Source organism: Paenibacillus sp. JNUCC 35 (assembly GCF_058269095.1).
Genome location: NZ_CM177771.1, coordinates 5,640,785 through 5,660,984, shown reverse-complemented (window position 1 = coordinate 5,660,984; position 20,200 = coordinate 5,640,785). Strand labels below are relative to the sequence as shown.

Annotated in this window: 14 protein-coding genes; 8 read left to right on the top strand and 6 right to left on the bottom strand. The window is 56.2% G+C overall.

What is annotated here, in order from left to right:
- Positions 1-66: 66 nt before the first annotated feature.
- From kdpC to AC2TF6_RS25615, 5 genes are all read left to right on the top strand, one after another.
- On the top strand, positions 67-684 hold the full coding sequence (gene kdpC, locus AC2TF6_RS25635) for a potassium-transporting ATPase subunit KdpC (protein ID WP_491309067.1): 618 nt from the start codon (positions 67-69) through the stop codon (positions 682-684).
- A gap of 329 nt (positions 685-1,013) precedes the next feature.
- The gene (locus AC2TF6_RS25630; protein ID WP_491309066.1) at positions 1,014-3,368 is read left to right on the top strand and encodes a histidine kinase; all 2,355 of its coding nucleotides are present in this window, start codon (positions 1,014-1,016) and stop codon (positions 3,366-3,368) included.
- A 312-nt stretch (positions 3,369-3,680) separates the two neighbouring features.
- A complete protein-coding gene (locus AC2TF6_RS25625; protein WP_009674680.1) occupies positions 3,681-4,520 on the top strand; it encodes an ABC transporter ATP-binding protein in 840 nt (279 codons plus the stop codon).
- Entirely contained in the window at positions 4,453-5,217 is a 765-nt protein-coding gene (locus tag AC2TF6_RS25620) for an ABC transporter permease (RefSeq protein ID WP_231392098.1), read from the top strand. The genes AC2TF6_RS25625 and AC2TF6_RS25620 overlap by 68 nt, the downstream gene beginning before the upstream one ends.
- A 36-nt stretch (positions 5,218-5,253) precedes the next feature.
- A complete protein-coding gene (locus AC2TF6_RS25615) occupies positions 5,254-6,303 on the top strand; it encodes an ABC transporter substrate-binding protein (protein WP_218230804.1) in 1,050 nt (349 codons plus the stop codon).
- Between the two features lie 432 nt (positions 6,304-6,735).
- Here the strand turns inward: AC2TF6_RS25615 and AC2TF6_RS25610 are convergent, their stop codons facing one another.
- From AC2TF6_RS25610 to AC2TF6_RS25585, 6 genes are all read right to left on the bottom strand, one after another.
- A complete protein-coding gene (locus AC2TF6_RS25610) occupies positions 6,736-8,085 on the bottom strand; it encodes a hydroxysqualene dehydroxylase (RefSeq protein WP_491309065.1) in 1,350 nt (449 codons plus the stop codon).
- 84 nt (positions 8,086-8,169) lie between these two features.
- A complete protein-coding gene (locus AC2TF6_RS25605; RefSeq protein WP_491309064.1) occupies positions 8,170-9,048 on the bottom strand; it encodes a DUF2935 domain-containing protein in 879 nt (292 codons plus the stop codon).
- Positions 9,049-9,132: 84 nt separating this feature from the next.
- Entirely contained in the window at positions 9,133-9,573 is a 441-nt protein-coding gene (locus AC2TF6_RS25600; protein WP_491309063.1) for a bactofilin family protein, read from the bottom strand.
- A 1-nt stretch (position 9,574) separates the two neighbouring features.
- Positions 9,575-10,558: a peptidoglycan DD-metalloendopeptidase family protein gene (locus tag AC2TF6_RS25595; RefSeq protein ID WP_491309062.1), complete on the bottom strand. Its 984-nt coding sequence runs from the start codon at positions 10,556-10,558 to the stop codon at positions 9,575-9,577.
- Between the two features lie 248 nt (positions 10,559-10,806).
- Positions 10,807-11,913, bottom strand: coding sequence for an MGDG synthase family glycosyltransferase (locus tag AC2TF6_RS25590; RefSeq protein WP_491309061.1), 1,107 nt, complete (start codon positions 11,911-11,913; stop codon positions 10,807-10,809).
- A 106-nt stretch (positions 11,914-12,019) separates the two neighbouring features.
- Positions 12,020-12,598, bottom strand: a complete 579-nt coding sequence (locus AC2TF6_RS25585; RefSeq protein ID WP_009674701.1) for a thymidine kinase — start codon at positions 12,596-12,598, stop codon at positions 12,020-12,022.
- 246 nt (positions 12,599-12,844) lie between these two features.
- Between AC2TF6_RS25585 and AC2TF6_RS25580 the strand changes: the two genes are divergently transcribed.
- From AC2TF6_RS25580 to AC2TF6_RS25570, 3 genes are all read left to right on the top strand, one after another.
- Entirely contained in the window at positions 12,845-13,474 is a 630-nt protein-coding gene (locus tag AC2TF6_RS25580) for a YdcF family protein (RefSeq protein WP_491309060.1), read from the top strand.
- Positions 13,475-13,856: 382 nt separating this feature from the next.
- Entirely contained in the window at positions 13,857-18,446 is a 4,590-nt protein-coding gene (gltB, locus tag AC2TF6_RS25575; RefSeq protein WP_491309059.1) for a glutamate synthase large subunit, read from the top strand.
- Positions 18,447-18,489: 43 nt separating this feature from the next.
- A complete protein-coding gene (locus AC2TF6_RS25570; RefSeq protein ID WP_491309058.1) occupies positions 18,490-19,974 on the top strand; it encodes a glutamate synthase subunit beta in 1,485 nt (494 codons plus the stop codon).
- Positions 19,975-20,200: the final 226 nt, after the last annotated feature.

Genomic DNA, 20,200 nt, shown 5'->3' with positions numbered 1-20,200 from the left:
AGCAACCACATGCCGGGAATGCCTCTCGCAGGCTTCCCCCGGTATAAGAGAGAGGATTGAAAAAGGATGAATCCAGGCGCTTCGGTACCTAAAGAAAACGGCGAGTGGAACGGATCCGTCTTGTCTATCGCCGTCCGTGTCAGCGTATTGTTAATCGTCCTGTGCGGGATTATTTATCCGCTTGTGTCGACAGGCCTCGCACAGGTCATTTTCCCCAAACAGGCCAACGGCAGCGTCATCAAGAACGAACAGGGTGAAGTCGTCGGCTCGGAGCTGATCGGGCAATTGTTTGCGGATCCGAAGTATTTCCACGGCCGCGTTTCTTCCATTGAATATAAAGCGGAAGCTTCGGGCTCTAACAACTATGCCCCGTCCAACCCGGAACTGGTAAAACGCACGCAGGAATCCATCGAGTCATGGAAAAAGGAAAATCCGGGCGTACCCGTCAATCAGGTGCCGATTTCCTTGCTCACGAACTCCGCTTCGGGTCTCGATCCTCATATTACGCCGGAATCGGCTCAAGTCCAGATTCCCCGTATTGCCAAAGTGACGGGAATATCGACCGCCCAGCTTCAGGAATTGGTTAAGAAGAACACGGACGGCCGCGATCTGGGCATATTCGGCGAACCTCGCGTGAATGTGCTGGAATTGAACCTGGATGTGAAGAAATTAGCCGAAAAATAACCGGTAACCGCCAGTTCGGGAGCCATTTTATACGGTAACGATAAAGACGCCTGACCGGGCAGGATTCCAGAAGCCGGCAGCCACTCATAAACGCATGCTCGTTCCGGTAAGGAGGGCATGCGTTTTGCGGGTTTTCGGAATGCGGAAAAGCGGGATTTACTCTTATGAAAAATTGTGTTTCTACTATTATATATACCTTCTTTGGGGCAGAGGATCCGGATCAAGTTTCTGTCTCTCTAAAAGATTGCATGATGCTTACAAGACAACGGGAATTCCGTGGGAGAACAATGTGAGGTATAAGGGACAAGGAACGGGAAAGGAGCCGGAGGATGGATAATTTCCGGAGAAAAACCCCCGAAGAAATTTTGCTGTCGATTTCGGAAATCCACCGGGGCCGGCTGAAAATCTATATCGGGGCCGTCAGCGGTTCGGGGAAAACGTATCACATGCTGCGGGAAGGGCAGACACTCCGAGAACAGGGAATCGATGTCGTGCTGTGCGCGGTTTCTATGGAGGGACGTCCCGAGACGATGGAACAGGCCGGCGGGCTGGAACGGGTTGAAAGCATCGAATGGATGAAGGACGGGGTGAGGCAGCAGGATTTGCCGCTGGATGACCTTGCTGCCCGCAATCCGGAAGTGGTGCTGACCGATGGACTGGCTCATCGCAACAGGCCGGGGGCTCTCTACCCGACGAGGCTGGAGGATATCAAATTTCTGCTAAGCAAAGGGATCAGTGTGCTGGCAACCGTGAACGTGTATGAATTGGAGGGAGTGCGCGAGCTTGCCCGTAAAATGACGGGCATCGTAGTGGAACATACGGTGCCGGCGGATACCCTGGAGCTGGCCGATGAAGTGAGGCTTATCGATGCCACGCCCGAAACGATCCTCAACCGGCTTGAGGAGGGAGGGATGAGGGGCTGCCAGTGGCACGAGCGCAAGGTGCTGGAACGGGGGAACATCGGCGTGCTGCGTGAGCTGGCCCTTCGGCTCGTGGCGGAAGGAGTCAACGAATCTCTGGAGAAGCACCGGGGAGAAATGGGGATGACCGGACCTTCGGGGGCCGACGAGCGGATTTTGGTTTCCGCCCAGTACCATTGGAACGGGTCGATTTATGTCCGGCGGGGGCAGCAGATAGCGGACCGGCTGAGCGGCGATTTGTTCGTCGTCTCTTTTACCGCCCCGGGGAAAGCTCTATCCAAGGATGCGGCTACGTTCCGCCGTTCGATCATCAAACTGGTCGAGAAAGTGGGCGGCACTTTCGATGAGGTTCCTTTCCCGGGGAGGCGAAAGCTTGCCCAGGCGCTCATCCGTTACGGAATCGACCGCAAAGTGACCCGGATCGTGCTGGGCCACTCCAAGCACAGCCGCTGGCAGGAGTTTTGGCAGGGCTCGGTGCTTAACGATGCGGTGAGCCGTCTGCAAGGGATCGATCTGTTCGTGGTTGCCGACCGGGCGGAGCGGGACGGAGAGCGGATTCTTCCGGTCAAACGAAAGAGCGATGCCCGGCCGCCGGTCGAGCTTTACCGGCGCCCGAGTCCCCAGGAGATGGAACGTCAAATCCGTAAAGCGCGGCGCGGACGCTTCAAGGTTTATATCGGGGCTGCGCCGGGCGTGGGCAAAACTTACAGCATGCTGCGGGAAGGAAACGATCTGCTGCGTAAAAATATCGATGTGGTCATCGGACTTCTCGAATTGCATGGCCGTAAAGAAACGGCGGATCAGGTCGGCGATCTGGAGCTGATTCCACGGAATATCAGTACCTACCGGGGAACCGAACTGCAGGAAATGGATACCGAGGCGGTGATCCGCCGGATGCCGGATCTGGTTCTTGTGGATGAGCTGGCTCACACGAATGTGCCGCAGAGTGTCAACAAGAAGAGATACGAAGATATCCTGGAGATCCTCAATGCGGGCATTTCCGTCATCTCAACCGTGAACGTCCAGCATCTCGAGAGCTTGAACGATTCCGTCGAGCAGCTGACGGGCGTGCGGGTCCGGGAAACGGTCCCGGACAGCATCCTGCGGCTGGCCGATGAGGTGGAGCTCATCGACGTCACGCCGCAGACTCTGCAGCAGCGCATGAAGGAGGGCAAGATTTACGGGATGGACAAAGTGGACCAGGCGCTCGGCCACTTTTTCAAAACCGTTAATCTGATTGCCCTGCGGGAACTTGCGCTGCGCGAAATCGCCGACGACGTGGACGAACGCCTGGAGGCGTGGGAACGCGTCGGCTCCCTGCGCGGCCCCTGGCGGCGCGAGGAAGTGATCTTCGTCTGCGTGAAGCTGAACCAGCACGCGGAGCGCATCATCCGCCGCGGCTTCCGCATCGCTTACCGGCTGAAAGCGCGCTGGCACGTCGCTTACATCCGCAGCGACTCGGCCGCCGGCGATGAGGAAGCGCGGATCGCCGCGCTGCAGACCTTGACGGAGCGGCTCGGCGGCCGCTTCGAAGTGCTGGGCGCCGCGGGGCGGAGGCGCACCGCGGACGGGCTGCTCGCGCGGGCCTTGGAACTGAGCGCTACGCAGCTCATCATCGGCCAGGCGCGCGAGTCGCTGTGGGAGCGGCTGTTTCACGGGTCCATCGTGAAACGGATCATGCGCGGGGCGCGCAGCATGGACGTGCTCGTCGTGGCGGAGTCCGAGTCCGCCAAAGCCCGGCGGGGGCGGCAAGCCCGCGGGTAAGCGCGCCTTCCGCGTCCGCGGCTGCAGGTCCGGCGCTCAGGATGCCGGGCGGTGTCGGCCGTGTAGGCTCCCGTCGGCATCGGGCGGGTGGCCCGGACAGTTGCGGATGCGCCGCCCGTCGTCATGCGGGTTAACCGCCTATTCCTGTTAACAGCAGTCCTTTAAGCCCTTTACAAGGGCTTTTTTTATTAGAATTTTATGCAATTAAAGGTTGACAAATAACATAATTCCGATAAAATAAGTTGGTATAAGAATAGGAACGGAATATACGAAGCTTCTGCTTTCGTCCGAGCCTGAAGGAGAGATCAAGCGATGATACAAATCAAGCATGTTCGCAAAACCTTCAAGCAGCGCAGCAGCGGATCATTTACCGCTATTGACGATGTTTCGCTGACCATCAGAAAAGGCGAGTTCGTATCTCTGCTCGGCCCCTCGGGCTGCGGTAAGTCGACGGTGCTGAACATGGTGGCCGGGTTGGAAGGCTATGATGAAGGTACGATTGAAGTGAACGGGACGAAAGTGACCGGACCGGGCTCCGACCGCGTCGTCGTTTTTCAGGAGCATGCGCTGTTTCCGTGGCTGACCGTGCTCGACAATGTCGCCTTCGGCCTTAAGCAGAAGGGCATTCCGAAGAAAGAACGGTACGAGAAAGCGATGGAGCAGATCAAGACGGTCCACCTCAGCAAATTTGCGGACCGTTATCCGCACGAGCTGTCCGGAGGCATGAAGCAGCGTGCCGCTATTGCACGTGCGCTTGCCATGGACCCGGAAATTCTTCTCATGGACGAGCCCTTCGCGGCGCTCGATGAGCAGACTCGTCTCATTTTGCATAAAGAACTTGAAGAAATCTGGATGAAAACCGGCAAAACGATCTTGTTTATTACCCATAACATCCGTGAAGCCGTTATCCTGTCCGACCGCGTCGTCGTGATGTCGACCCGTCCGGGAACAATCAAAAAGGAATTCGCCGTACAAGCCGCGCGCCCGCGCGATAATGCCGACTCCGTTATCCATCATGTCGAGAGTGCGATCATGGACGTTCTTGCCGAGGAGCTCGAGAAAGTGGTAAAGGAGGAGATGGGCGATGAGTACAGCCTTAAGAAGAACGATTTTTCTCGTGATTCTGCTGATAGCGTGGGAGGCGGGATATAGAATCTTCGACTGGGGATGGAAATTCCCGTCTCTGTTCCAGACCTTGGATGCTTTCCGCCTGGGTCTTACGGACGGGCAGCTTGTGGAAGCGACGCTGAGATCGCTCGGACGGCTGCTGACCGGCTTCTGTATCTCTCTCGTTGTAGGGACTCTGCTGGGTTTTCTTTTTGCCCGCTTCCGGTTTCTGGACGATACGCTCGGTTTTGTCGTCGTTGCCCTGCAGACGGTTCCGAGTATCGCCTGGCTGCCGTTCGCGATCATCTGGTTCGGATTGACGGACACCTCCGTTATTTTCATTACGGCGCTCGGGGCCACCTGGACGATGGCCATGTCGAGCCGCACGGGCATTATGAACATTCCGCCGATCTATCTGAAAGCGGCCCAGACGATGGGCACGGGCAACGGGCTGCGGATGTTCTGGCAGATCATGGTTCCGGCGGCCTTCCCTCATCTCATCAACGGGGTGCGGGTAGCCTGGGCGTTCGCCTGGCGGGCGCTGGTAGCCGGGGAACTGATCGCCAAAGGCGTCGGCTTGGGCCAATTGCTTCAGCAGGGCCGCGATATTGCGGATACCGCGCTTATGCTTTGCATCGTCATTATCATTGCGGTGCTCGGCACGATTTCCGACCATCTTTGCTTCAAAAAGCTCGAGGATAAAATCCTGCTCCGCTACGGCCTTGCCTCAAGCGGTAAATAAGCAAGAAACAGAAGAACAGATAAAGGGGAGTTTACGATGAAAAAAACAGCTTGGCTGCTTGCACTCATTCTGCTGGTCGGTACGGTGCTCACCGCATGCGGCGGCGGGGATTCCAAAAGCTCCGGCGGAAGCGGCGACGGCAAGAAGCCGGAAACAGTCCGCGTCGGTATTTTCAAAAACGTTACGCATGCCGCCGGTTATGTGGCGCTCGAAAATAAATATTTCGAGAAATATTGGGGCGAGGGCGTCAAAGTGGAAGTCACGGCTTTCGATAACGGCTCGGACTTTTCGACCGCTCTGGCTACGGATCAGATTGACCTTGGCTTCGTCGGTCCCGGGCCATCCACCAACCAATACCTGAAAAGCAAAAACTTCAAAGTGATTTCCGGTTCCAACAACGGCGGCGCCGTACTGGCTGTCCGTAAAGACGCGGGGATCTCAAGCGTAAAAGATCTTGTAGGCAAAACCGTCGCCATCCCGACACGCGGCAGCACGAACGAAATTTCGCTGCGCCTGCTTCTCCAGCAGGAAGGGCTGAAAGTGACGACGGATAAATCCGGCGTGGAGATTATCGCCCGCGCTCCGGCGGATACACTGGTTGCGATGCGCCAGAAGGAAGTCGACGCTACGCTTATCCCGGAACCGTGGGGAACCCAGATGGAGAAGGAAGGCATCGGACAAATTCTTGTAGATTGGGACAAAATCCCGCCGAACAACGGCAACTACCCGCTGACGATCCTGGTCGCGAGCGATAAATTCCTGAAGGACCACCGCGATATGGCCAAAGGCGCGATCCAGGCGAATATCGATGCCATTAACTTCATCAAAAGCAGTCCCGATAAGTCATACGACCTGATCAACAATCAGCTTAAAAAGCTGAGCGGCAAAGGTCTGGATAACGAACTGATCAAAGCGGCGCTTTCCCGCCTCAATCTGACGCCGGATGTGAGCAAGGAAGCGATTGAAGAAATGGCAAAAGTGTCGATCGATGCCGGCTTCATCAAGAACGTGAAGAAAGAAGAGCTGGATCTGAGCAAGTTCCTGGATCTGTCGCTTCTGGATGAAGTGAAAAAAGAGAAAAAATAATTCTTGTGAAAATGAGTTTGGAAAAAGGACAGCCGGTTATTCGGCTGTCCTTTTTGGTTAGAAGGCGGAGTCCGCTCCGTGACGTCGGGCCTGCCCTTTGGCTCGGCCAAGCTCAACACAGCACGGGTACCGTACATCACGGAATAAGACGATCCAGTCAAGTTCTGCGCAGAACAGTAAAGCTGACAACGATAGCCGGGTTCGATCACGGACATGCAGGAAATGACTGCGGCAAAGTTCGGCCTGGCAAAGCTTAATGACAGCACCGCGAAGTGCAGCACCGCCAAACACAGCACATGAAGTGCGGCGTCGCGAAGCTCAGCCAAGCGCAGCATCACGAAGTGCGGAACCGTGAAGCGCGCGGTGCAGCGTAGCGCTTTGCCGATTAGTCGAGCTATCGGCGGCACCCAAGCTCAGCCCAATAAAGTCGGCTCAGCCCAGCTCCCGGCCCAGCACGGCCTCGGCCGCCTTGCGGCCCGACAGGACCGCGCCTTCCATCGTCGCGAACATCGGCTGGCGCGTATAGTCGCCGGCAAGGGCGAGGCCCGGCACAGGCGTGCGCTGCTCGGGGCGGAGCTTCTCGCTTCCGGGTCGGACGGAATAGAAGTGATCCGGTCTGCGGATCACCCGGTAATCCTTGGCCTTCGCGCGCAGGTCGAGGCCGAGCTTGTCCGCATCCGCGCACACCCGCTCGAAAACGAGATCATCCGGCATGTCGATGAATTCGTCCGGGGGTGAGAGGATCATGGAGACGCGGCCGGGTACGTGCGGAAACGTCGTGCGCGACTGTTCGCTGAAGCTGCCGATGCACGTGCTGGGACCGAAGGTTACCCGGTCCTGCGGAAGAAGCGGCTCGCTGAGCTCCAGCTGAATCGTCACGTCGGGCATCGTCGGCAGTTCCCGGAGAGGCGGATACCATGCCTCTCCTCCGAACGGCGGCTGGAGCAGCCGCTTGGCCGCCGAGATTTCCGTGGCGATGACGACGTGAGCGGCGCTCAGGGTCCCGCCTTCCTGCAGGGAGACGCCCGTGACCCGGCCGTCTTCAAGGCGGAGTCCTTCGGCCGGAGTGCTCAGGCTGATCCGGCAGCCTCTTTTTTCAAGCGCCGCGAGCAGAGAGTTGATCATCACGTCGGTCATACCGCCGTTGAATCCGCCGATCTGCATCTTGTAAAACTTCGGCACCCCCGGCGCAAAAAGCCCGAAGAAGACGAGCGCGGAATAGTCTTCCGGCGGGAGGAACAGCACGCCGGACGTAAGCGGCCCCAGCACATGACGCAGCGCCTCGTCCTTGACGCCGTGCTTGCGGGCGAATTCGGCTACGCTGTACGTATCCAGCTCCATCCGGTTCTCCGACAGCAGCTTGAGGCCCTCTGCTACAAAGGGCATCAGGGAAGCTTTGTCGGCCGGAGAGATAATATCGTTGTTGGTGAAAGCTCCCGCAATCGTTTTAATGGGGGATTTCAAAGGGGCGATTCCGAATTCTCCGGCCGTTTCCCCGTCGGGGAGACGGATTTCGAACGTTTTTTCCCAAGTCAGCATGCTGTTCGGTTTAATCCTTGCTCTTTTCAGCAGATTCGGGAGGGCTTCATAAAATCCGATAAATTTATGAAAGCCCGATTCAACTTCCATGCCGGCATCCGACCAGTTCGATGTGCGGCCTCCGGCGAAAGGCGCCGCTTCTATAATATGTACGCGTTGTCCTTGTTCGGCGAGCTCAAACGCGCAGCTGAGGCCCGCCAGGCCCGAGCCGACAATAAGCGTATCGAATTGTGAATCGTTCACGATCTCCACCGCCTCTTTTCTCTAAGTAAGCGGGGGACCCTGCCAAACCCGCATCTATACCCCTTTACCCCGGGGAAGTGCGGATTAATCCTCCCGGGACTGCGGAGGCGTAAGCTCCGGATACGGGATATTTTCGTTGGGCGCTATCGGCTTGTAGAGAAAGCAGTTGCCCGGAATCTTCAGATTAGGTTCATAGACGGCCAGTTTATTGAGGAAATAGCAGCTTTCCGGCAGATGATGGTCCAGGAACCGGAGCGTCAGTCGGCTGAGAAGTTCTTCATCGACATACATGTCAATGACTTTGACGACAAAATCGTAGAAATTGATGATGGCTACCGCCACATCCGTCGCAAAACGGCGCTGGGCCGGGAAACCCGGAGGGGTGAAGCGGAGATAGCCGCCCATGGCGCGATTTTTGACCATGTATGCCTGAAAGGTATTGGAATATCGGCGGGCCTGCTCCGACAATTCGATTTCTACGGGGTCCAGGTGATCCCAGAGCAGAACGGCATGGCCTAGCTGATCCTCCAGCCACATATCCAGCAGTCCGTACAGCGTCAATTCTTCCGCCTCGACGCCCCGGGTCCAGAACGACAGTAACCGGAGATATTCCTCGTTCTCGATTAACGTTCCGTTAAAGTAGGAGGGGGTCAGTTCCAGTACGATTTTGTTGCTTATCCGCAGGCTTTGGATATGTCCTTCGAACTGATAGTAGCCGCTTGCGGCCGGAAGGATATCCTGGGCAAGCTTGATCATCACCGGTGAAGATACCGGCAGATCCTGCGGAGTCAGCTCGACTTGCTTGACAAGGGCGGCGAAAGCCTGACGGAATCCGTATGCCGTCTGAATAAGGGGCTGCTCGCTCGGTGCGAGGGCCTGCCATACGAAGGTCGCATGATCATAAAGAATGCCTAGCCAGAAACGGTGCTCCGTCCATACGCTGAGCTGGGGTGTTGGGGCCACCGTAAAACCTCCCGTTCTTTGGTATGCCTGATCGGTAATTGCAGGGTCCGCGCGCGACGGTGCGCTTGAGATGCAGTTCTTCTATTAGTTGACGCTGGCGAGGGACTGCTCTTCTTTGCGGTTCTTGGCCGAAGGGGCGCTGGAGATCGGGCTCGGCGCCTTGTCGTCCTGACCGGAAGCCGTCATTGTGCTCGTTCCCTGGAAAACGCCGCCTTCCTGCATGATGAAAGCCCGGACCTGGATGTTTCCGATCAGCACTCCGGTGCTCATCACGGTCAGCTTGCCTTTGGTCGTTACATTACCGTTCACTTTGCCCGCGATCGTGATATCTCTCGCCTGGATGGACGAGTGAACGACCGCATTTTCCCCGATGACGATATCGCCTGCGCATTCGATGTCCCCCAGCACCTGTCCTTCGATACGAAGACTGGCTTCCGAAACAATCTTTCCTTCGCAGACTGTGCTTTCTCCGATGATCGTGTCGGTCGTTTTGTTGTCCGTATTCCGTTTTTTATCGAATACCATGTCAGTTATCATCCTTTCGATCGGAAATAAGGTAAGGAGAGGGGTTGATTTTCGTGCCGTTTTTGTGGACTTCGTAATGCAGATGAGTTCCCGTGCTTCGTCCGGTCGTTCCGACGCGTCCGATAATTTGGCCCTTGCGGACGGCGCTGCCTGTCTGTACCTCCATTTTGTTCAGATGGAGGTATTCGGTTTCGATGCCTCTCGTATGGTCGATGCGGATATGATTCCCGTGCTGGGAATCGTAACCGGCCGCAGTGACCGTGCCGTCGGCAGCGGCATAGACGGGATCGTTCAGCTCGCCGTCGATGTCGAGGCCGGTGTGCACATTGGGCTTCCCGGTGAAAGGATCCTGCCTCACCCCGAAACCCGAGGTGACCGTGCGGGAATCCGACGGCCAGATGGTGGGGGTGATTCGTTTCAGCCGGCGTGCTTCCTGCAGCTTTCGCTCGCTCTCCGTCAACTGGACAAGCAGACCGTCGATATCGCCGATCATTCCGGAGAGGCTGTACCTCGTTTGCGCCGCCAGTTCGTTCATTTCGCGGGTACCGGCCGGCGCTTCCGTGCCGCCGACATCGGGAAGGGGCGAAGGCGGGGGAACGGTGCTTTTTCCGGAAGAAACCGCAGTACCCGGGTTTATCTTATTCTCCAACTTGCGGATTTCCTCCAGCTTGCTTTTGAACTGCTCGGCCTGTTTGGATAAATCGATCAGTTCGATCTGAAGCTTTTCAAGCTCCGAATCTTTCAGCATCAACTGTTCGGTAAGCTGCTTTTCCTGACCGGTAAACGTTTCGGTAAGCTGCTCCGTTGTGCTCCGGTGGCTGGTGTTCTGGACGTAGATGGTCAGGGAGAAGCCGAGGATGACAAGGGCGGCGGCGGATGGAACGGCATACAGGCTGATGCGGGGAATCCTGAAACGGACGACCCGCTTGTCGGCGCCGGGAATGAACATAAGCGTCAATTCTTTCTTGTCCTCTTTGGTCTTCATGCGATGAACCTTCCTTTCGCGCGAAACCGAACCCCTAACGAATTGTATTCAGGACTTTTGGCGTACATGCCGCATAAATTCGGACAAATAACGGGCAAAGAGGCTGAAATGCCTGTTCTTACGCTAGAAACAGAACTTGAAAAAAAGGAAGATAAACGAAAAAGAGCCCTGACTTCTCCCTTTTGAAGGAGTGGTCATAGCTCTTCCATATGATGTGAGTATAGTGTGAATTCCAAGACACAAGTACGTCAGCGCAGCATCTGCATGACACTTTTGGCGAACAGGCTGGACAGGCGCCGGCTGCTGCCCTTACGGGTGTTTTTATTTTTATCGCGTCTATTTTCCATAAAGCGGGTAAAATAGCCGTCCAGCTCACTCAAAGAAGTCAATTCCTCCCCGTAGCCGTGCTCCGTGAAGTATTGGCAGTTCTCTTCCTCCTGGCCCGGAATCGGATTATAGAAGAGCATCGGCACGCCTTTGATCATGGCCTCCGTGCAGGTCATGCCGCCCGGCTTGGTGATCAGGAGGTCGGACACCTCCATGAGCTTGCCGATCTCCCGGGTGTACCCGAACAGATGAATGTTCGGATGCCGGTACAGCTCGCTCGACTGAAGCTGCTGGCGCGCCTTCTCGTTCGTGCCGAGGCAGAAGAGCAGCTGGACGCGGTCGCGCCACTGTACGATGCGCTTCAGCAGCTTCTCGTCGAGCAGCCCCCAGCCGCCGCCCATCAGCATCACGGTCGGCATATCCCGGAGTCCGAACTCCAGGTAAATCTCATCGACCGAGTACTGCTCGCTGATACTGGGGTGAACGGGCAGGCCCGTCACTTTGATTCTGCGGGAAGAGACGCCTTTCGCCACAAGTCTGCGTTTGACGTCGGGGGCCGAGACGAAATACCTGTCCACTTCATCGTTGATCCACGACCCGTGGGCATCATAGTCCGTCAGCAGCGTGCAGAGCGGGATATCAAGCCCATGTTGTTTTTTCAGGCGCGACACGATCAGGTTCGGAAAAGGATGGGTACAGATAATAATGTCCGGCCGCAGCTGTTCGATCACGGCTTCCGCCTTACGGTAGAAAATCTGGTGCAGGGCATGCTGCAAAAAACCGTTCAGAGGTTTTTTCGATTGGGAGCGGTAAAGCTTCCCGTACAGCTTCGGCTGGGAAACGACTGTTTTGCGATAAGCTGTAAAGATCCAGGGTGCTATCGTCGGATGAAGAAACGCACCGAGTTCCAGCACGCGGATGATCAGCCCGGGATTCGTCCTGCGCAGAGCGGACGCTAATGCGTGAGCCGCCTGGGTATGTCCGGATCCGAATCCCTCCGAAAGGAGCAGAATTCGTTTTTTTCTCAAGAAACCTCACCTTTCCTTAATCGACAAAATAGCCGGGAAGCGCGCGTGCAGGCTCTGAATTCTGGATGGAGGTCTGGCGCCGGATCGGGCATTCTGTGTTCGGCGGTCAGTGCTGCTCCGCCTCTCTTTTCTTATCTGTGTAGCATTTCCGGCAGACGGGAATGTAGCTCTCGTTGCCGCCGATCTGGATCTGCTCCCCGTGAAAAATAGGAACGCCGTCCTTACAGCGCATGTTCATCGTAGCTTTTTTATCGCAATACCAGCACACGGTTTTGATTTCCTCGATTTTATCGGCGATGGCGAACAAGCTGGCGCTTCCTTCGAAAAGCTGTCCCATAAAATCCGCCCGCAGCCCGTAGGCGATAACCGGTATATTAAGGTCGTCCGCGATTTCGGCAAGCTGCTCGATCTGTCCGGCATTAAGAAATTGAGCTTCGTCGATCAAAATGCAGTTCGGCCGCTCTTTGGCCGCCAGTTCTTTCATATTGACCCCGTCTTGAATGACGATGGCGCTCTTCTGCATGCCGATGCGGGAGGCAACGATACCGACTCCGCTCCGGTCATCCACCGAGGGGGTGAAGAGTAATACTTTCTTACCCTGTTCTTCGTAGTTGTGAACAGTGCGGAGCACTTCAATGGATTTGCCGCTGTTCATGGTTCCGTATCGGAAATATAATTTAGCCACAGGTGTCGTCCTCTCTGTTACCAATAAACCATCAGGTATATGCTATCATAGCATGTTTTATGCGTCGGAAAAAAGGGCATGGATGGAAGCGGAAACCAAGCGCTGGAGGAAAGTGGAAAAACCTTCCTTTTTGTGTAGCTAACTACCTCACGGCAAGTTATGATAGAAGAATAAAGACGGGACCGCTCGGGACGGGCCTCCGTTCGGTGGAGCGGTACCGGAGGAGAGAGGCAGGATGAAGGCGGAATGAAGGCCGTACGGGAAGGCAGACGGAAGAACAAACGGTGGAAACGATGGTTGCACGGATTCTTGTCCTGCATGGGAGCTATTCTATTATATATAGTAGGAATGAGCGGATGGATTTATTATGTGGGAGAGAATTCCCACGGAACCGAGAGTGATACGATCATTATTCTGGGCGCGGCCGTCTGGAACGGAAAGCCCAGCAACGCGATGAAAGAGCGGCTGGATATCGCGGTCGAGGCCTACCGGAGCGGGCTGGCCAAGAACATCATCGCAACGGGAGGAACGACGACAAGCGAACCGACGGAAGCCAGTGTGATGCGGAGCTACCTCGTCGGCAAAGGCATCCCGGAGTCGGCGATCTTTCTGGAGGATGAGTCTACATCCACGATAGAGAATCTGGACAACAGTCGTAAGATCATGGAGAGGCAGAAGTGGGAGACGGCGATTATCGTAACGCACGGCTTTCATACGTACCGTTCCCTGCTTATGGCAAGGAGCCTAAACATGAACGTAACGGCTGAGCCGGTCCGGGTCAAACCCGTGGCGATTTACTATTATACGCTGCGCGAATGCGCCGGAATTACATATTTTATGGGCGAACGCCTTTTAAAGACGATCGGAATCGGATAAATCTCCTTGTCCAAACACAAACATTTGAAGGGGAAGTCCATGTTAACTTTCGGATTTGAAAATATTGTAAACTAACATTAAATGGTAGATTTGTAGATTCAAAAAAAACGATATTTTTCCCCGGAATCTCTGAGTTTCAAGCCCTGTCCAGGGTTTCCCATTAAAATTTTTTTTCAACCCATAACCTTTTTTTAAATTGCACTCTAGAAAGTCTAATGTTAATATAATAGAAAAATATCGAGGCGAATCGCTAAAAGATTCGGTTTTTGGGCAAATACAGGCGAATTTGGCAAGTTACGCGCGTATTTCCGGACTTCACCCCTTTAATGCAGGCATGAAACGTTGCTCTACCCAAATAAACAAGAGGAAAGGTTGCACAATCATGAACAGAAACGCTTCCCCTTCCAAACAAGGTTTGTACGATCCGCGGTTCGAGCATGATGCCTGCGGGATTGGTTTTGTTGCGAATATGAAAGGCAGGCCTTCCCATGAAATCGTCGGGCAGGCGTTGAATGTGCTTTGCAATCTGGACCACCGGGGCGGCCAGGGCAGCGAAGCCAATACGGGTGACGGCGCCGGTATCCTGCTGCAGATTCCGCACGGATTTCTCAGCAAGGTTTGCGCCGAAGAAAACATATCTCTGCCGGAAGCCGGCACTTACGGCGTCGGCATGGCTTTCCTCCCGCAGGAGCTGGAAGCCAGACAGCAGTGCGAGCGCATCGCGGAGCGGATTATCAAGGAAGAAGGCCAGCAGTTCCTGGGCTGGAGAACGGTGCCTACCGACAATGCCACCCTCGGCGAATCGGCCAAAGCTTCCGAGCCTTTCGTGCGTCAGTTGTTCATCGCCCGCAGCGGAGATATTCAAGACGAACTGAACTTCGAACGCAAACTGTATGTCATCCGCAAGCGGATCGAGAATGAAACCCGCGCCCTGGATAACGCGCCGCTTTACTTCCCCAGCTTATCCAGCCGTACCATCGTATACAAAGGCATGCTCACTCCCGAGCAGGTAGACGCTTATTACACGGAATTGCAAGACCCGTCCTTCGAGACAGCTATGGCCCTCGTTCACTCCCGTTTCAGTACCAACACTTTTCCAAGCTGGGAACGCGCCCACCCTTACCGCTACGTCATCCACAACGGAGAAATCAATACCCTGCGGGGCAACGTTAACTGGATGCACGCCCGTCAAGCTATGATCCAAACGGATTTATTCGGTGAAAATTTCCAAAGTCTGCTCCCGATTGTCGATACCGACGGATCGGATTCTCAAATTCTTGATAACACGCTCGAATTCCTTACGCTTTCCGGACGTTCTTTGCCGCACGCGGCCATGATGATGGTTCCGGAGCCGTGGTCCAAGCACGAAACGATGGATCCGGCCAAACGCGCCTTTTACGAATACCACAGCACCCTGATGGAGCCTTGGGACGGTCCTGCCGCGATTTCGTTCACGGACGGCCGCATTATCGGCGCTCTGCTTGACCGCAACGGTCTTCGCCCGGCCCGTTATTATGTCACGCATGACGATCTCATCGTCCTCTCATCCGAAGTCGGCGTGCTCAGCATCGAACCGGAGCGCATTGCGCGCAAAGAACGTCTACAGCCGGGACGCATGCTTGTCGTCGATACGGTGGCGGGACGCATTCTGACCGATGAAGAGATCAAAGGACAAATCATTAACGAACAGCCTTACCAGGAATGGCTCAAGAAACATCTTGTTTCCATCGGGGAACTGCCGGAAGCCGCTTCCGAGCCGCAGCCGGATCACGATCTGCTCGTTCAGCGCCAGCAGGCATTCGGATACACATTCGAGTATCTCCGCAAATTCCTGGAGCCGATGGCCAAAACCGGCGTCGATCCGATCGGTTCCATGGGCTATGACGCGCCTCTGGCCGTTCTTTCGGAACGCCCGCAGCTTCTTTACAGCTACTTCAAGCAGTTGTTCGCTCAAGTAACAAACCCGCCGATCGACTCCAACTTCGAGGAGATCGTCACGGCGCAGGAAACGACGATCGGACCGGAACGCAACCTGATTCGTCCGGAAGCGGAAAGCTGTCGTCAGGTCCGTATTCCGACTCCGGTTATTTCCAACGAGGAACTGGCGAAGCTGCGCCACATCAAGCGTGAAGGTTTTAAATCCGTCACGCTCAAGACTCTCTTCCAGGCATCGTCGGGAAGCCAAGGGCTTGAGCAGGCGATGGAGGAGCTCTATACGGCTGCCGATGAAGCGATTGCAGACGGAGCTACCTTCCTGATCCTCTCCGATAGAGACATGGACGGGGAACAGGCGGCTATTCCGGCCCTGCTGGCCGTTGCCGGCCTGCATCATCATTTGATCCGTCAGGGAACAAGAACTAAAGCGAGCCTGATCGTCGAGTCTGGGGAACCGCGCGAAGTGCATCATTTTGCTCTGCTGCTTGGCTATGGAGCGGGTGCGATCAATCCGTATCTCGCTTTCGAGACGCTTAAAGATATGATCGGCAACGGTCAAATTAGAGACATCACGGAAGAGAAAGCTTCCTATAACTACATCAAGGCATCAACCAAAGGGGTTGTCAAAGTCCTGGCGAAAATGGGGATTTCGACCATCCAGAGTTACCGGGGCGCGCAGATTTTCGAAGCGGTCGGCCTCAGCCAGGAATTCGTGGACCGTTACTTCACCTGGACCTACACGCCTGTCGAAGGCATCGGCCTCGACGGAGTGGCACAGGAGACGCTGCAGCGCCATCAGCGGGCTTATTCTCCGCGCGACGGACGTGACCGCGTTCTGGATGCCGGCGGCGAACTGCAATGGCGTCAGGACGGCGAGGATCACGCGTTCACGCCGGAGACGATCCACTCGCTGCAGACCGCGGTACGGAACAATGACTATTCCATGTACAAGAAATTCGCCGAGCTCATCAATCGAGAGTCCAAGAAAGCGGCTTCGCTGCGCGGCCTTCTTAAGCTGAAATCGGACCGCTCGCCGGTTCCGGTGTCGGAAGTCGAGCCGATCGAAGCGATCTTCAAGCGGTTCAAGACCGGCGCCATGTCTTTCGGTTCCATCAGCAAGGAAGCTCACGAAGCGCTTGCCATCGCCATGAACCGTATCGGCGGCCGCAGCAACACCGGCGAGGGCGGGGAGCATCCGAACCGCTTCACGCCGGATGAGAACGGCGATCTGCGCAGAAGCTCCATCAAGCAGGTAGCTTCCGGCCGGTTCGGCGTAACGAGCAATTACCTCGTCAATGCCGACGAGATTCAGATCAAGATGGCCCAAGGCGCCAAGCCGGGAGAAGGCGGGCAGCTACCGGGCAAAAAAGTATATCCTTGGGTAGCGGAAGTGCGCGGTACGACGGCCGGCGTCGGCCTGATCTCCCCGCCTCCGCACCATGACATCTATTCCATCGAGGATCTGGCGGAACTGATCCACGATCTCAAGAATGCGAACCCTCAGGCCCGCATCAGCGTGAAGCTCGTCTCCGAAGTCGGTGTCGGCACGATCGCGGCCGGCGTGGCCAAGGGCAAGGCGGACGTCATCCTGATCAGCGGCTACGACGGCGGTACGGGCGCTTCGCCGCAGACGAGTATCCGCCACGCGGGACTTCCTTGGGAGCTGGGCCTGGCCGAAGCTCACCAGACGCTCATCCTGAACAACCTGAGAAGCCGCGTCGTGCTGGAATCCGACGGCAAAATGATGACCGGCCGCGACGTGATCGTCGCAGCGCTGCTGGGAGCCGAGGAATACGGCTTCTCCACGGCTCCGCTCATCTCGCTGGGCTGCATCATGATGCGGGTGTGTCACCTTGACACGTGTCCGGTCGGCGTGGCGACGCAGAATCCGGAGCTTCGCAAGCATTTCATGGGCGAGCCGGAGCATGTCGTGAACTTCATGCACTTCATCGCGCAGGATGTTCGCGAAACGATGGCGGAGCTCGGATTCCGCACGCTGGAAGAGATGATCGGCCGCACCGAATTCCTGGCCCAGGAAGAAGAGGCGGGCCACTGGAAGCTCGAAGGCCTCGACCTGAGCCCGCTGCTTCACCAGCCGGAGATGCCGGAAGAGGTTGGCCGCTACAACCAGATGCAGCAGGATCACGGGCTGGAGAAATCGCTCGACATGCGCGAGATTCTTCCGCTCTGCAAACCTGCGCTGGAGTACCAGGATCACGTCCGCATCGAACTGCCGATCAACAACACGAACCGGGTTGTCGGCACGATTCTCGGCAGCGAAGTGACCCGCCGTTACGGCGCGAAAGGGCTCCCGCACGACACGATCCGCCTGCATTTCACCGGCTCCGCCGGTCAAAGCTTCGGCGCATTCGTGCCGAAGGGCGTGACGCTGTCGCTGGAAGGCGATGCCAACGATTACGTCGGCAAGGGATTGTCCGGCGGTAAAGTCGTCATCTTCCCGCCGAGCGAATCGACGTTCGTGCCGGAAGACAACATCGTCATCGGCAACGTGGGCTTCTACGGCGCTACCGACGGGGAAGCGTATATCCGCGGTATCGCGGGCGAACGCTTCGCTGTCCGCAACTCCGGCGTGCGCGTCGTTGTCGAAGGCGTGGGCGACCACGGCTGCGAGTACATGACGGGCGGACGCGTCGTCATCCTTGGCAAGACCGGCCGCAACTTCGCGGCGGGCATGTCCGGCGGCGTAGCTTACGTCCTCGACGAGGACGGTACGATGGCCAGCCGCTGCAACACCGAAATGGTGTCGCTGGAGCAGGTGGAAGAAATCTATGAAATCAACGAACTGAAGCTGATGATTCAGCATCATGCAACCTTTACCGACAGCTCGATCGCACACCGCGTGCTGGGCCGCTGGGATGAATATATCTGGAAATTCGTGAAAGTCATTCCGAAGGATTATAAACGGATGTTCGATGCAATCGAGCGGATGAAGAGATCCGGACTGAGCCAGCAGGATGCCGTTATGAAGGCGTTCGAGGAAAACACGCGCGATCTGGCCCGTGTCGGCGGCAACTAATTCATAACGAGCAGGACAGATTCTATACGATGGAGGAAGCGCAATGGGAAAACCTACCGGATTTATTGAGTTTCAACGCGAGCTGCCCACCGAGCGCGCCCCTCTGCAGCGGATTCAGGACTGGAAGGAATTTTACAATAAAAATTCCGAAGAGAAACTGCAGGTTCAGGGAGCACGCTGTATGGACTGCGGCATTCCGTATTGTCATACAGGCAAAATTATTGCCGGATCAACGACTGGTTGTCCGGTAAACAATCTCATTCCGGAATGGAATGACCTCGTCTACCGCGGTCAATGGCGCGAAGCCCTTGACCGGCTTCACAAGACGAACAACTTCCCGGAATTCACCGGCCGGGTCTGTCCCGCTCCATGCGAAGGCTCTTGTACGGTGGGGCTGATCGATTCTCCGGTTACTATCAAGGACATCGAAAAAACGATCGTTGACCGCGGTTTCGAAGAAGGCTGGATCGTACCAGAACCGCCGAAAACGCGTACGGGCAAGAAAGTCGCCGTCATCGGCTCCGGCCCGACCGGACTCGCGGCGGCGGCACAGCTCAACAAAGTGGGTCACACCGTGACCGTTTACGAGCGTGACGACCGGATCGGCGGACTGCTGACCTACGGCATCCCGAACATGAAGCTCGAGAAGCATCTCGTGCAGCGCCGGGTTGACCTGCTGGCGGCGGAAGGCGTTAACTTCGTTACAAATGCGGAAATCGGCAAAAATGTGCCGGTCGATCAGTTGAAGGACGAGTTCGATGCCGTTATTCTGGCTATCGGCGCTACGCGTCCGCGTGAACTGGACATTAAAGGGCGCGAGCTTAAAGGGATCTATCCGGCGATGGAGTTCTTGCACAAGAATACCAAGAGCCTACTCGATTCCAACCTGGCCGACGGCGAGTATATCAACGCCGAAGGCAAAGACGTCATCGTCATCGGCGGCGGCGATACCGGTACCGACTGCGTGGCGACCGCTGTGCGCCACAAAGCGAAAAGCGTCGTGCAGTTCCAATACCGCGAGAAGCCGCCGGAAACCCGTGCGGTGAGCAACCCTTGGCCGGAATGGCCGAAGGTTTACAAGCTGGAGTATGGTCACGAGGAAGCGAAAGCCGTCCACAGCAAAGATCCGCGCGAGTACCTGACGCTGAGCGAAAACTTTGTCGGCGACGAGAACGGCAACCTGACGGGGCTCAAAACCGTCAAAGTCCGCTGGAGAAGCGACGACCAAGGCCGTCTTGTGCCTGAGGAAGTGGAAGGCAGCGAGAAGGTTTATCCGGCTCAGCTGGTCTTCCTGGCCATGGGCTTTGCAGGTCCCGAGCAGAACCTGCTCGACCAGCTTGGCATTGAAAGAGACGTGCGTTCGAATGCGAAAGCACAGTACGGCAAGTACAAGACGAACGTGGAAGGTATCTTCGCCGCCGGTGACGTACGCCGCGGACAGAGCCTGGTCGTCTGGGCCATTAACGAAGGACGGGAAGCGGCACGTGAAGTGGACCGTTTCCTGATGGGCAGTTCGAACCTTCCGTAAGGAAAAATAAAAAAGGAGCCGAATGGCTCCTTTTTTGCGTGCAAGAAAAGCGGATAGGCGTGAAACGGTCCGGGAACCGTCAATACCCGTTTCCGTTATCTTACCTGACGGAAAGTTCCTTCCGTCTCGCGCGAAGCTCCCAGCGCGCGGTGCTCGGCGTCACATGACGGTGGTCAACCCAAAAGCCCCACATCCCCTAAGCGGCAAAAACGCCCGCAAGGCAGCC

Bases quoted from the DNA above. Each gene is read 5' to 3' on its own strand.
- kdpC (WP_491309067.1), top strand. From the start codon at position 67: ATGAATCCAGGCGCTTCGGTACCTAAAGAAAACGGCGAGTGGAACGGA.
- AC2TF6_RS25630 (WP_491309066.1), top strand. From the start codon at position 1,014: ATGGATAATTTCCGGAGAAAAACCCCCGAAGAAATTTTGCTGTCGATT.
- AC2TF6_RS25625 (WP_009674680.1), top strand. From the start codon at position 3,681: ATGATACAAATCAAGCATGTTCGCAAAACCTTCAAGCAGCGCAGCAGC.
- AC2TF6_RS25620 (WP_231392098.1), top strand. From the start codon at position 4,453: ATGAGTACAGCCTTAAGAAGAACGATTTTTCTCGTGATTCTGCTGATA.
- AC2TF6_RS25615 (WP_218230804.1), top strand. From the start codon at position 5,254: ATGAAAAAAACAGCTTGGCTGCTTGCACTCATTCTGCTGGTCGGTACG.
- AC2TF6_RS25600 (WP_491309063.1), bottom strand. From the start codon at position 9,573: ATGGTATTCGATAAAAAACGGAATACGGACAACAAAACGACCGACACG.
- AC2TF6_RS25595 (WP_491309062.1), bottom strand. From the start codon at position 10,558: ATGAAGACCAAAGAGGACAAGAAAGAATTGACGCTTATGTTCATTCCC.
- AC2TF6_RS25580 (WP_491309060.1), top strand. From the start codon at position 12,845: ATGAAGGCCGTACGGGAAGGCAGACGGAAGAACAAACGGTGGAAACGA.
- gltB (WP_491309059.1), top strand. From the start codon at position 13,857: ATGAACAGAAACGCTTCCCCTTCCAAACAAGGTTTGTACGATCCGCGG.
- AC2TF6_RS25570 (WP_491309058.1), top strand. From the start codon at position 18,490: ATGGGAAAACCTACCGGATTTATTGAGTTTCAACGCGAGCTGCCCACC.